General features: G+C 41.1%; 5 protein-coding genes. All 5 read left to right on the top strand.

Annotated elements, in window-relative coordinates; genetic code table 11:
- Nucleotides 1–19 precede the first annotated feature (19 nt).
- Complete coding sequence (locus H4O18_RS11920; protein WP_246474228.1) at nt 20–8635, top strand: malectin domain-containing carbohydrate-binding protein; 8616 nt, start codon at nt 20–22, stop codon at nt 8633–8635.
- Between the two features lie 640 nt (nt 8636–9275).
- Nucleotides 9276–12434, top strand: a complete 3159-nt coding sequence (locus tag H4O18_RS22380; protein WP_187584849.1) for a thrombospondin type 3 repeat-containing protein — start codon at nt 9276–9278, stop codon at nt 12432–12434.
- Nucleotides 12410–13357 carry a PorP/SprF family type IX secretion system membrane protein gene (locus H4O18_RS11910; protein ID WP_187584847.1) on the top strand — a complete coding sequence of 316 codons (948 nt, stop codon included), beginning with the start codon at nt 12410–12412 and terminating at the stop codon, nt 13355–13357. Before H4O18_RS22380 ends, H4O18_RS11910 begins: the two co-directional genes overlap by 25 nt.
- Nucleotides 13358–13784: 427 nt before the next feature.
- On the top strand, nt 13785–14879 hold the full coding sequence (locus H4O18_RS11905) for a hypothetical protein (protein WP_187584845.1): 1095 nt from the start codon (nt 13785–13787) through the stop codon (nt 14877–14879).
- A gap of 495 nt (nt 14880–15374) precedes the next feature.
- Nucleotides 15375–15982, top strand: a 608-nt coding sequence (locus tag H4O18_RS11900; protein ID WP_187584843.1) for a thrombospondin type 3 repeat-containing protein, incomplete at its 3' end; no start/stop codon positions are given.

Raw genomic sequence — 15982 nt, 5'->3', positions numbered from 1 at the left:
CCAAAAAAAGATTTAGAAAATGGAAAAATTTAATTTTAAACAAACCATTATTCCAAAGATTATGAAGTATTTCAGACCATTAAGTATAAATACAATTTCTCGAGGAAATGGGAGTAGCTCCATAATTATGTTTACTGTGATGTTACTACTCTGTACTAATGGTTTAAAGGCACAATCCTTTAGTCAAAGTAACCTTAATTACAACGGGAATGGTGGGGTTAGTCAAGGTACCTCCTTGATGTATGGACCTGATGGCAGATTGTATGTTCTTAACTTAAATGGCACTATTGATATTTTTACGGTGCAGAAGAATGGAAGTAATGATTATGTTGTAACGGCATCCGAAAAACTGTTGGGAGTTAAGAACATTCCAAATCACAATGATGACGGTTCGGCAAACAGTGGAACTAACCGAGAGGCTACAGGTATTACTGTGGCAGGAACGACTTCAAACCCTATAATTTATGTTACTTCCAGTGATTCTCGTGTAGGAGGTCCTAGTGGTGATTTAAATCTCGACACCAATTCGGGCGTAATTACACGATTTACTTGGACAGGAAGTTCATGGGCCGTGGTGGATATTGTCCGTGGCCTACCCAGGTCCGAGGAAAACCATGCGACCAATGGATTGGAATTTGCAACTATAAATGGTGTGGATTTTCTAATAGTAGCACAGGGCGGCCATACCAATGCTGGATCGCCATCTGACAATTTTGCTTGGACAACCGAATACGCTCTATCTGCTGCAGTTCTTTCCATAAACCTAAACCTTATAGAAGGTTTGCCCATTAAAAACGATGGAAGAAATTATATATATGACATTCCTACTTTGGACGATCCTACCAGGGCCAACGTTAATGGTATAATTGATCCGGATGCACCGGGCTATGATGGTATAGATGTAAATGATCCCTGGGGTGGTAATGATGGATTGAACCAGGCAAAAATTGTAATTGGAGGACCTGTGCAAATATTTTCACCGGGGTATAGAAATGCATATGATTTAGTGCTTACGGCCTCTGGGGCGGTGTATGTGACCGATAATGGAGCCAATGGAGGATGGGGCGGTTTTCCCAATAACGAAGGAACAGCTAACGTGACCAACGATTATAATTCCAGTGAACCTGGAAGTAATACGGCTATTGGAGGGGAAAAGGTAGATAACGATGACCATTTGTCCTTGGTTACCACAAATATTCAAGGGTATTCATTTGGGACTTTTTATGGAGGTCACCCGGCACCGATCAGGGCCAATCCGGCCGGAGCGGGACTTTATACTAACCCCTCCGTAAACAACACCAACGGAGCGGTATTTAGAACGTTGATTTATGACCCAACGGGTTTAAAAGGAGCTGGCTATACTAATAATGCAAGTATTGCGTTACCTGTAGATTGGCCACCTGTTCCCGTAAGTCTTGCAGATGGAGCACAAGGTGATTGGAGAGGACCTTCAACCAACAATCCAGATGGACCACAAGATGCTTTGGTAACTGTCTGGGGCAATAACACTAATGGAATAGATGAATATACCTCAACAATATTTACCGGTTCGGAAAGTATGGTTGGCGACTTGATCGCTGGTCATAATAACGGTATTTTGAGAAGGGTACAATTACAGCCCGATGGTAGCTTGGATCAATTGACCAATACTTTTGCATCTGGTCTTGGGGGTAATGCCCTGGGTATTACATGTAATGGGGACAATGATCCTTTTCCTGGGACCATATGGGTGGCGACATTTAATGGTACCATCAAAATTTTGGAGCCACAACCAGAGGTTGTGTGTTTAGACCCCTCCGATGACTTATATGATGGGTTGGCAGATACCGATCAAGACGGTTACACCAATCAAGATGAAGTTCAGAACAATATAGACCATTGTAACGGGGGATCACAGCCAAATGATTTTGATAAAGTGGCAGGTGGGGTTTTGGTTTCTGATTTGAACGATAATGACGATGATAACGATGGTATTATAGATGCCAATGACCCATTTCAATTGGGTAACCCGTTGGATAATGGTTCTGATGGATTTGATTTACCAGTGCTGAACGAATTATTATCCGATAATTTAGTTCTAGGTGGTTATTTGGGTCTTGGATTAACAGGTCTTATGAATAATGGTGCCCCCAATCCTAACTGGCTAAATTGGTTGGATGTAGTTGGTGCCGGTCCAAACCCCAATGATATTTTAGGAGGAGCAACAGGTGCAATGACCATGCAGATGACTTCGGGAACGGCATTGGGTACAGACAATAGTCAGGAAAAAGGATTTCAATATGGTGTAAACGTAGATCAATCCGTTAACTCATTTACCGTTGTTGGCCGATTATTTAATTTTTCCGATCCTACCCAGCTTTATGGTTCCAGTGCTCCATCTGGAGGTGAATTGGGAATATTTATAGGGGATGGAACTCAAAGCAATTATATTAAGGTTGTCCTTACCCAGAACGGGGTTGTAGCCTTACAGGAAATCAATGATGTGCCCCAAACACCGCTAACGGCTACAATCGCAGCAGGAAATAGGCCTTCCAATGATGTTGTTTTTTCATTTAATATTAATGCGGTTACCGCGGCAGTAGAAGTTTTATACAGTCTTGATGGTAATCCCCCAATTTCCTTAGGGACTATTGCGGCATCTGGGACAATAAAAACAGCAATACAACAATCGTCTACCATTTTAGCGGTAGGTTTAATAGGAACCTCCAATGCAGCCGGAGAAGAGGTAGAAGGAACATGGGATTATTTGAATGTTACAGGAAGTCAACCTACTATATCCCAGCCTTTGGCCAATTTGGATAAATTGATTAGTTCTCCAGATCAAAATATTGATCTTAACGATTATTTTGGAGATGACCAAGGGGTAGGGAATTTAACATACACTGTAGAAAACAATTCAAATCCGGCTATCGGTGCTAGCATTTCTGCCAATATACTGACCTTGACTTATCCCAATACCGAGGCAAGTTCAAATATTACCATTAGGGCCACGGATTCCAATTCGTTGTTTGTAGAACAAATGTTTACAGTCAATGTAACAGAGCAGCCAGCAGTGTTATTCAGGGTAAATGCTGGTGGCGCTACCGTTACGACAATAGATGCCCCAAATCCCAATTGGGCGGGCAATGATGTTGTTGGAGCAACTGGCGGAACTAATTTTGATGTTAACACTGGCAATATTTCTACACATAATATTGCTGGAAGGCATTCATCGGTTCCAACTTATGCACCCCAGGAATTATTTGCGAAGGAGCGATGGGATCCAGCTGGTCTGCCGGAAATGGAGTGGACTTTTAATACTGGCAATGGCACTTTTACTGTAAATCTATATATGGGTAATGGGTACGATGGTACAGGAGCTCCGGGGCAGCGTGTGTTCGATGTTAAAATGGAAGATGTACTGGTTATAAACGATAAGGATCTAACTGCACAATATGGAAATAAGGTAGGTGCTATGGAAAGTTATCAAGTTACTGTTAGCGATGGCGTTTTGAATATTGAATTTATACATCAAACTGAAAACCCCTTGATAAACGCCATTGAAATACTTGGTGCAGGAAGTGTTGTAAATTCACCGATCGTTATTGACCCTGTTGCCAATCAAATAAACAATCCGGGCGATACACCAACCTTGAACATTACCGCAAGTGGTGGTGATCCTAATGAGAATTTCACATTTTCTGTTACTGGATTACCTCCTGGCTTGAGTATAGAACCAACCCAAGGAGCTATATTAGGAACCATTTCTTCCTATGCAGAAGATGCCGGGCAGTACAATGTGACAGTAACCGTCAGTAAACCATCATCCACACCGGCAAATGTTAATTTTGCTTGGACAGTAAATGATCCCAACGCGCCTAACAATGTGTTGTACCGCATTAACGCAGGGGGAAACATTGTTGCCTCCAGCGATGCGTCTCCAATAAATTGGGGAGAGGATCAGGCAGCAAGTGGTGCCAACGGTACTGCACAAAACGGAATACCTTCCGCATATGTAAATTCTTCAACAGAGGATAAAACTTATGGGGCAGCACTTCCAGGCGCTTTTGTCAACAATACGTCCTATCCCAATAATATTTTCGCTACAGAAAGATATAATACATTGGTCGTACCTGGAAATATGCAGTGGGATATTCCACTGGCGCAGGGGACCTATACCATAAATTTGCTATTTGCAGAGGTATGGACTGGAGCCAACACTCCGGGTGTACGCGTATTCGATGTAGCCATTGAAGGCCAAATAGTACTGAACAATTTGGATCAAACAGCTAAATATGGGTTTGCTACTGTAGGAGTGGAGAGTTTTGTAGTAGAGGTAAATGATGGAAACCTTGATATTGATTTTATCAAAGGAATTGAAAACCCCAATATTAAAGGTATTGAGATTATTACCTCCGGAGGTGCCGTTAGTGGAGACTGGACTAATATAACCAATGTAACGGAACATACTCCTAGACACGAGAACTCATTCGTACAAGCAGGAGATAAATTTTATTTGTTCGGTGGTAGGGAAAATGCCAAAAAGGTAGAAATTTATGACTACAATACCAATACATGGTCCCAGGCGGCCTCAACTGCCCCATTCGAATTTAATCACTTCCAAGCTGTTGCTTATGAAGGGTTAATTTGGGTTATTGGATCCTTTAAGGATAATGGATACCCCACTGAAGCCCCGGCCGATCATATTTATATGTACAATCCTGTTTCCGATACTTGGATTCAAGGTCCCGCCATACCTAGTGCACGTAAAAGAGGTTCTGCCGGATTGGTGATGTACAATAATAAGTTTTATGTTATAGCAGGAAATACCATTGGGCATAATGGCGGTTATATCTCATGGTTCGACGAATTTGACCCTGCTACGGGCAAATGGACAGTCTTGGGAGATGTGCCACGGCCCCGAGATCATTTTCACGCTACCGTTGTTGGCAATAAATTATATGTCGTAGGTGGTAGGCTTACAGGTGGTGATGGAGGAACTTTCGCTCCCGTCATCCCTGAGGTGGATGTATATGATTTTGTTAGTAAAACATGGATAACCCTACCGACATCCGGTAATTTGCCTACTCCGCGCGCTGCTTCTGGAACAGTCACTTTTAATGGAAAAGTGCTCGTAATTGGTGGGGAAGGAAATGGACAGGCCTATGGCAATACAGATGCCTTGGATGTAAATACCAATACATGGACATCTTTAAGCAGTCTTAACAATCCACGTCACGGTACACAGGGTATTGTATCTGGAGATGGTATATGGATTACTTCAGGGTCTCCCAACCAAGGAGGCGGTAACCAGACCAAAATGGAGGTTTATGGTGTGGACAACCCTACAGGGACTTCAGTTGTGGCAAGTGTACTATCGGTACCTGCAACCATAACAGTTCCACAAGGGGGAGTAGAGAATTTGTTGGTCAATATTTCAGGAGGAAATCAAGGGATATATGTTAAATCCTTGGCACTTACGGGTTCAAATGCGTCCAATTTTAATATTCTTGGACCAACAAGCTTTTTAATTGAGGCAGGTGCAACCAAAACAGTTCAAATAGAACATACAGGTTCCCAAACTGGGGAAGTTGCTTCTTTGGTTGTGGCATATGGGAGCAATGGTTCTGCTAGTATAGGAGTTTCTAGTGGCGAAGAGGTATCGACTGTTTTATACCGAATAAATGCAGGAGGTGAATTGATTGCGGCAACGGACTCACCCAATCCGGACTGGAGTGTGGATCAAGGTACTTTTGGGGTTGCTGGAAACTCGCAATATTTAGCAGCTGCAACTACCCCTGGTGGCCTATACAACAAATCTGCTGGTTCCGCATATACGGGACCTATTAATATGACCCATTCATCCCTTCCTTCAGGAACACCGAGTATTATTTTTGAGACAGAAAGATATGACGCCATTGCAGCACCGGAGATGTTGTGGCAGTTTCCAGTGGATTCTGGGACGGAAGTAGAAGTGCGACTTTATTTTGCTGAGTTGTACAATCAAATAACTGCGGCAGGACAAAGGGTTTTTGATGTTTCTGTTGAGGGATCCGTCCCTAGTACATTCAATGATATCGATCCATTTAGTACAGCTGGAGCTTTGGGCGCTTTTATGGTATCCCATAGGATAACTGTTACAGATGGAACTTTGGATCTCCAATTTATTCACGGAGTAGAGAATCCTGCCCTCAAAGCAATTGAAATAGTTGCAGTTACAGGTAATCCTACCTCTGGTTTGCCGCCCGTGGTTGCCAATCCTGGCGCACAGACCGCAGTGGACGGGGATTCCGTAAACCTTCAAATTGTTGCAAATGATGAAAATACTGATCCTTGTGGACCCTTAAATTTTTCAGCGACCAATTTACCACCTAATCTTACAATTGACCCGACTACTGGTCTAATTTCTGGTACTATTCTTGGAGGTTCAGGAAGTGGAACAGCCGGTGCTTTTATTGAGAACAATGGAGTAGTTATTATGGAAGCTGAGACCGATTTTACAGATACCGCCGGTGGATTTAATCTTCAAACCACTTCAGGAACAACATTTTTGGTGGCAAGTACAGACCATTTTTCGAACCTAAACGGGCAAAGCGTTAATTATAATGTCGAAATTACAACACCTGGAGTATATCGCTTTCATGTGAAATCGGCTATTACAGGTTCAACTTCTACGGACAAAAATGATACGTGGTTTAAAATAGACAACACCCCTGATGTTCATTTCTTTACGGTGCAGGGAGGAGATCTTACCGGAACCCAACAATTCCTTAGTGAACTAAGCAATCCGGCAAGTACTACGAAAACCTTGTATTGGCCTAAGGGAAATGCCCAAGGAAGGCCTGATCATGGAAATGAAAACCCTGGAATCAATGGTTTCTTCAAGGTGTATACCAATACGATTGCTAATTCGTGGTATGCGCGTACTATAGATAATAATGCTTGGCCTATATACGCTTATTTCGCGAACCCTGGTACATATGCAATTACTATGAACGAGCGTTCAGAAGGCCATAAAATAGATCGTATTGCTTTAACCCATATAGACAATACAGGGACAGGTGTAAACAATACCTTATTAAATGGAGCTCAATCTTCACAGAATGTTGGTGGCGCACCCGGAGCCTCAGAAAATAGTCCTTACAATGTTACCGTAACGGTAAATGATGCTTGTGTCCCCCCTTCAAGTACGGTGGTTAGTTTTAATTGGAATGTTACGGCCTTACCTATTGGTAATCCGGAAGCTACTGTAAAGGTTACACCAGGTAGTGATTTAGAAGCATCAACTTATGGAAACAATTCTTTCTTTATTGACAATACAGGGGACGATAACATTGTAAATGTTACCATCAATACGGCAACTGGCTTTATGATGGATGTGGTTTTTGATCCAGTGGGAACAGCAGGTGATAGTGTTGCAAAGTGTTTAACGGCGGGTAATGCGGGTAGCACGTCTACTGCCGTTGGCTTGACTGTACCAGGAAATGGTGGATCGGATAACGAAGATTGTGTAAGTGTATTTGGTCAGCCACATAATGGTGTTAATAACGCAGAGGGATATGATGTTTTGGAGCTGAATTTTACAGATTTCAATCCGGGCGAATCATTTGTGTTTGGAGTGGATATGGATCCAACAACCATTAAGGGTGATTTGTCCTCCGGTGATGCAGGTTCCATTTCGGGATTTGAACTGATTGGGGCTACAATTACCATTGAGTTTGCCAGTGGGGTTGTGTATACTACAAGTTTATATGATGAAGGCTCGCTCGGTGGGTCTGATGCAATTGTAAATGGCGAAAGCAATAATTTGGTGGCACCTTCTATTTTAATAGCGGGGTCAGTAGCCTCGAGACTGGTAACAGAGGCGAATCAAGTTGTCCAAATTACGGGTGAGCCAAATGCTTTGGTTAGCTTATTGCGTGTAGATGGCCGATTATACATTGATGCAGGTAATCCTTCTATAGGTTATGATATTGATCCTTTTGAGGCTAATGAGGCGATGGCCAAAGAGTTGTATACAACCCAGCTAAATGCATCGGGAGTTGCCAATATTCCGGTTACCCTAACACAAACATCGGGAGCTTCCGGAACGCCAAATGGAGGTCTAAATCATTTCGTTGCTGTAGTTACTGGTGCCAATGGAATAAATAGCATTGCATCCAATACTATAGTATTGGAGTTTGATCCTTCCGCAGCAGAATCGGATTTGACCGTTTCCTATAGCCTACAGGGGCGCACAGATTATAGTATTGATTTATCGGTAGGGATATTTGAAGTTGGGGCTGTTACACCTTTATTGGAATTTACTCCTATTGGAACTTCCAATGGCGAAGCAGTAATGATAGGAATTCCCCAGGGAACCTATGAAATAGCTGTTAAATCTGGAATGCATTTGCAAAAAGTGACGACCATTACCTTAGAGGCTGGAGACAACAATCTGAGTGTGGGGGAACTTAGGGTAGGGGATGCCGACAATGACAATGCGGTTGGACTTGAGGATTTCTCTGTTTTAGTTACTACTTTCAATCTTAGTTTAGGGAACGCAGGCTATGATTCTAAGGCAGATTTCAACGGAGATGGTTCTGTTGGATTGGAGGATTTCTCATTGTTGGTAACTAATTTTAATGTCGCGGGTGAAGTACCTAGCGGATTGTAACACATAATATAGTATTCAATGTAATAGCAGTAATAGCACCGGGCAAAATCCGGTGCTATTTTTTTTGTTAATAGTCGAGTTATTAGTCTTTCCAGGGATGATTACAGGTAATAATACTTTTATAAAATTTATTTCATTATTGTATTGCAAGACTTTGGAAAAAAGCAGATTAAAATTTCCAAACCGCAATATCCTACAGACGATAAGGAACTGTATTTTATAACTTATAAGGCATTCTTTATGGGAGTGGAGGGCAAGATTCCAGAGAATAGTTTTTAAACTACCGAAATTTTGTGCCATTCACCTTACTCTAATATTATATCAAATTTCTTCACAGATTCTATTTTTACTTAAATTCTAAATGTAATTCCCAGATCAAGGCAATAGTTAAGTACTAAAATGGCCTGAATGGCAGGTAATTGTAAGCGATTAATTTTCCTACATACAATTGTGACTACAGTTATAGGATATTTCACAACATAATTTAATGTTTATACATCATTGGCCTGGATAAACTACCCATTATAGCGGTGTATTGCTACTTTTGGCTCCATTGTAGTCTATCTGTGCAATGAGTATTGAATTGTTAAAGTTCAGGAAATAGACTACATATTTTAAATAAAAACCAGCCCTCGCAAATATGAATAACCAAAGTTTTATTAAAATTCTATTTTTCTTACTATTGACTCCTTTAGCATTGTTTTCACAAAACAAAGCCTACGTTTCTGCATTGAAAGGGGGTAATATTCAAATCATCAATACAGATACCCATACTTTGTCCGGAACTATAGGCCCAATTTCTGGGGATACAAATTGGCGTAACAACGAAAGAACGATTGGTGTAAGTAATGATAATAAATATCTTTTTCAAGATTGTTATAATTGCGGCGGTGGTACTAAAATTATAGATTTATCAGATAATTCTATAATAGGAAATATCAGCAATTTTTCTGGTAAAAGTGGAATTGTATCCTCTCCCTCTGGAAGCAAGATTTATACGGCAGCTGCATATAGTGTTAACATTTATGATGTTAATTCACAATTGAGTACAAATTTTGTGAGTAGGAATACGGGAACTTGTAATGCAGCAAATCCTAATGAAGCATATCAAAGCGTTAGATTAGCAATTAATTCTTCTGGAACGAAACTATATGTGGCAAATTTGGATCCTCGAAAAAAAGGAGTGTCCGTTTATGATACTTCAACAGGAAGCGAAATTAAAATTCATTCGGGTATTTCTGGAGCAACAAGGTTAAATATTAGTTCCGATAATAATTTTGTCTATGTATGTAATACAAGTTGGGGTTATAGTAGTTGTGCAAATGATCCTTCATTGATGACAGATATATATGGGGTAGAAAACTCCAATCATTCATCAGATATAGCAATTATAGATACAAATACCAATTCAGTAATCGATTATATTAATGTAGGTGGTGCTGTTGATGTAGTTTCAAATAATGATGGTTCTAAAATTTATGTAGGAACAGGGGGTGGAGTAAAGGTTATAGAAAGAAATCTTAGTACGAATGCTCATTCACTTTCCTCAGATACCTACAATACTGGTTCTGTAAGCCATATGGAAATTGATCCAACGGGATCATTCTTGTATGTTGTGTCCTCCAATGTTTTAAAACATGTTGATCTTATTTCAGGGAATATAAGTACTATATCTACTTCTTCCAGTGATTTTTTGGGAAATATAGTATTTGAAAAGCCTTTTTTAGATACGGATCAGGACGGTATACATGATTCCCTTGATTTATGTCCAAGTACTCCCAGTGGGCAGTCTGTAGATGCCAACGGATGTTCGGATAGTCAAAAGGATAGTGACAATGATGGTGTCATGGACGATGTTGATACCTGTGCTGATACACCATCCGGGGAAACACCTGATTCAAATGGATGTTCGGATAGTCAAAAGGATAGTGACAATGATGGTGTCATGGACGATGTAGATATCTGTGCGAATACACCGACTGGGGAAACACCTGATTCAAATGGATGTTCTGATAGCCAAAAGGACAGCGATGACGATGGTGTCATGGACGATGTAGATATCTGTGCGAATACACCGACTGGGGAAACACCTGATTCAAATGGATGCTCTGATAGCCAAAAGGACAGCGATGACGATGGTGTCATGGACGATGTTGATACCTGTGCAGATACACCATCCGGGGAAACACCTGATTCAAATGGATGTTCCGATAGCCAAAAGGACAGCGATGACGACGGTGTCATGGACGATGTAGATACCTGTGCAAACACGCCAAACGGAGAAACAGTAGATGCCAACGGATGTTCGGACAGTCAAAAAGATGCAGATAATGATGGTGTTTCAGATGCTATTGATATCTGTGCTGATACTCCAACAGGGGAAACAGTAGGTGCTAACGGATGTTCCGATAGTCAAAAAGACAGCGATGACGATGGTGTTATGGATGATGCCGATACTTGTGCAGATACCCCTTCAGGAGAATCTGTAGATGCGAATGGTTGTTCGGATAGTCAAAAGGACAGTGATAACGATGGTGTTATGGATGATACGGATACCTGTGCCAATACGCCTACAGGAGAAATTGTAGATAACAATGGTTGTTCGGATAGTCAAAAGGACAGTGATAATGATGGTGTTATGGATGATACGGATACCTGTGCCGATACCGCAAGCGGAGAAAATGTAGGCGCCAACGGATGTTCAGATTCACAAAAGGATGCAGATAACGATGGTGTTTCTGATGCGATCGATACCTGTGCCAATACGCCAAGCGGAGAAACAGCAGATGCCAACGGATGTTCGGATAGTCAAAAGGATGCCGATAACGATGGTGTTATGGATAATGTCGATAATTGTAGCAATACACCCACGGGAGAACCCGTAGATGCCAACGGATGTTCAGATAGTCAAAAAGATAGTGATAACGACGGGATAATGGACAATGTTGATACTTGTTACAATACTCCGAGTGGAGAAACTGTAGATGCCAATGGTTGTTCAGATAGTCAAAAGGATTCGGATGACGATGGTGTTTTAGATGCGATTGATATCTGTGATAATACCCCAGGAGGTGAAAATGCGGATAGCATGGGCTGTTCCGCTTCCCAAAAAGATGCAGATGGCGATGAAGTCAAGAATGAGGTGGATGATTGTCCTGCTACTCCCGCTGGAGAGTCTGTCGATGCCAATGGTTGTTCGGACTCCCAAAAGGACAGTGATTTTGATGGAGTGAACGATGCAGAAGATCAATGTCCAGCTTCGCCCGAGGATGAGGCAGTGGACGCAAATGGGTGTACTACTTCCCAAAAGGATACTGACAACGACGGTGTGAGTGATGAGCTTGACGAATGTCCTAATACTGCATCCGGTGAAAGTGTGGATGCCATAGGCTGTGCAGATTCCCAGAAGGATGCCGACGGTGATGGTATTCAGGATTCTTTGGACAACTGCCCGGCTGTGCACAACCCAGGTCAGGAGGACCGGGACAACGATAGTCTTGGCAATGTATGTGATACCGTTGAACTTAATATTTCACAATCCTTTACGCCCAACGGAGACGGGATCAATGATACCTGGGTGATTTCCAATATAGAGAACTATCCCAATTCTTTGGTAAGGGTATTCAACTCTTGGGGGAAAGAGGTCTTCTCGGCACGTAAGTACCAGAATATTTGGGACGGCCGTTACAAAGACCTAGGAGCCAAACTTCCTGATGCCGGATCCTACTATTTTCAGATCGATTATGAGGGAGATGGAAAAGTAGACCAGGACGGATGGCTTTATATCACTTCACGGTAACCAAACTATTATTTACAGAAAAAGAAATCAATAAAATGCAGATATTAAATAAGATTATTTTAGGCGCACTTTTGATAGTGGGCGGAAGTTCGTTTGCCCAACAGGAAGGGGTGGTCACCAATTATATGTACCATATGAATAGCTATAACCCGGCCTATGTTGGGGTGGATGGGGAAACAATGGTCACGGCTACTTTCAGACAACAATGGACTGGCATCCAGGATGCCCCCAGTGCAGAGGCGGTATCCTTCGGGACCACCTTGGGCAAAAAGTTGGGGATCGGCATATCCATTTACAACAGTAATACCTTTGTGGAGAGTCAGACCTTTACGGGAATCGATTTTTCGTATAGACTACAGTTGTCCCAAGGAACGGAGCTATACCTTGGATTAAAGGCAGGTGGTAACACCTACAGCGTTAACACCTCGGGCCTGGAGACCTATAACGTAAATTCGGACCCCAGTATCTCCTCTATATCCCGCTTTAATCCCAATGTTGGGGTAGGGGCCTTGTTGAAAAACGGTAAGTGGTATGCTTCTTTGGCGGTTCCACGTCTCCTGTCTACGGACCGTGCAGATAACGACAACGGAGTGGCAACGGCAGCTTTGGCCAAGCCACATGTCTACGCCACGGCGGGGTATGAGCTAATGTTGAATCCCATCACCAACCTAATGCTCAGGCCATCCGCCATGGGACGTTATGTAAGCGGTGCACCAATTTCCGTAGATTTCAACGCTATGCTATCCTTTGACAACATTTTTGAATTAGGAGGCAGTTACAGGACAGATGGGGCATTTGCCGGACTGGTGAATTTCAGCATCAAAAAAAGATTGCTTTTGGGCTATGCCTATGAGATAAGTACCCGAAGTGAACTGGCAAGTGCCAAAAACACCAACGAATTTTTGTTGAGGTTCCTTTTTTAAAGAAGTTGTGAGCGATTAAAAAAAAAATAGGGCTATTGCATAGGCATTAGCCCTATTTTTTAATTCAAAATTTTTATGAACGGGATTCCTCTTTTTTTCCATTTCCGTATATGCGTTAGAAGGGTCTTAATAAAAATATTTCCTAATATGATATTCCAGAATAGACCAATACTATTAATCAGTTAATAGGCCAAAACCTATTTTTGGTATGGATTTGGCAAGAATCAAAATAGTCAAGACTTTACTTATAGTCTAGTTCACAACAAAATTTAACACTTTCACATCTTTGGTGTCATAATAAATACTTTACAATGGTTGAAATACTAATTTTGATCTCAATACGTTATGAATGAACAAAGTATAAGTCTATTTATAACAAGGAAAAACGATTTATAAATCAGCAACTAGAGTATAAATTCCATCGAGAATGAAAAGAATTCAAATAATATATTTTCTCATTGCAGTCATCTGTTTTTCAGTATCCTATGCACAGGGGGAAATAAGAGTATCTTCCCTTGCCGATGATAATAATGAAGGAACTTTACGCCGTGCAATAATTACCGCCAATGCCGATACCAAAATCAATGAAATTATTTTTGATACTGCGTTAAAAGGTACCATTAGCCTTACCTCAAACTTGCCGAATGTTACTAGTAATATGGTTATTAGGGGGTCCGGGGCGGATAATATTACTATTTCCGGTGCTGGTGAATACCGAATGTTTGTAATTGAATCTGGATTTACCTTGGATATTTCTGGAATTACCTTTACTGATTCTGCCAACAATTACAACAACGGGACTATTTTTGATGTTTCCGGATCATCTGTAATAGCTACTGAAATAGTGGTTACTGGGATTTCCAATCAAACTGCGTTTTGGTCCAAAGGAGACAATTCAACCATTACTATCTCCAATTCAATTTTCAAAAACAATACAGCTACTCTTTTTAGGAGCTATTGGGGATCTACTCCAAATTTTACATCAGATAATGAAAGTGACTATACCAACAGAATTACAGTAACGGAATCTACATTTAGTTACAATCGGGACTTAATCTTTTCAACGGAGCGCTATGTAAAAATTAACAAATGTAACTTTATTAGGAATTATGGTCAAATTGCCAGTTTTAGAGGAGTAAACCGCTACCAGGTTTTAAACTCTACCTTTGTAAACAATACAGGCCGCCTACTTTTTACATTTTCAAGTAAGATTGGCGATACTCCATCGTGGGGCGAGGATACGCTGGGGGTTAATAATACCCTTTTTGACGGGAACCTATTTCAGGGAAATACTGGGACCATTCTTAATACTGGTGGAGGTTTTAAACATGATTCCAAAACTACTATTACGAATAATATTTTTGTGAACAATGGAAAGATGTGGTATGGTAATCCAATTGTAGAGTCTGGAAACCAACAGAACAATTTTGTTGATTCGGTATCCCCATCGGAAGATGACAGCACGGTTTTTCTTAATTTGAACAAATCCCTACTAATAAAAGAGGACGAAGAATTGCACTAAAGACGTATATTTCCAAATGTTGGAATTGTATTAAAGCAGAAAGAACTGAAACATATAAATAAAAAGAGGCCCATGATCGGGCCTCTTTTTATTTATGGTATTATAGGAAATTATTATTCCTGCATGGTGTGATAGACATTTTGTACATCATCATCCTCTTCAATTTTTTTCAGGTATTAACATAAAATTTAAAACAACATAATTCTAGGTAGTAGTTCAGCACTGATATCGTCCTTTAGTCTAATTATGATAGAAATCACAGCGTAATTACCATATTTTAGCTCTTGTTAAAATTTTTTCAAAAATAACCCTTTTTTAAACCAAGCGGACTGTCAATCTTATTCCCTATTTAAACGACTAATTTATTTTGCTGTTTATCGATTAAACTATCTTGATGGTTGGTGGATTTACAATGGAATGCTATTGTGAAACTGCTTCATTTAGTTATAATCTTTAGAAAAATAAAAATGGCTTTTCTTAACATTGTGATAATCTATGAAATGTAAATCAAAATATTTAATAGCCTTATTGTTTTTACTTTTTATTTCCAATGCTCATTCTCAAGATAGCAGTGAAATGACTGCAGAGGAAATATGCCAGCAGTTTCAGAAGCAAAAAACGCGTAAAGGTTTTACTTCTAGAACAAACAACACTTGTTCCGACCCACAAAGTTACCAAGATAGTGATAATGATGGCCTGCCAAACTACCAGGATCAAGATGACGATAACGACGGCACCCCGGATACATCGGATGCCTTCCCCTTGGATGCAAATGAGGACATGGATACGGACAGCGATGGAGTGGGCAACAACGCCGATACCGATGACGATAACGACGGCATCCCGGATACATCGGATGCCTTCCCCTTGGATTCAGATGAGGACATGGATACGGACAGCGATGGTGTGGGCAACAACACCGATACCGATGATGATAACGACGGCACCCCTGATACATCGGATGCCTTCCCCTTGGATTCAGATGAGGACATGGATACGGACAGCGATGGTGTGGGCAACAACACCGATACCGATGATGATAACGACGGCACCCCTGATACATCGGATGCCTTCCCCTTGGATTCAGATGAGGACATGGATAC

Origin of the sequence: Arenibacter arenosicollis, from assembly GCF_014397245.1 — a bacterium.
GTDB classification, from domain to species: domain Bacteria; phylum Bacteroidota; class Bacteroidia; order Flavobacteriales; family Flavobacteriaceae; genus Arenibacter; species Arenibacter arenosicollis.
This window is presented reverse-complemented; position numbering and strand designations above follow the sequence as displayed.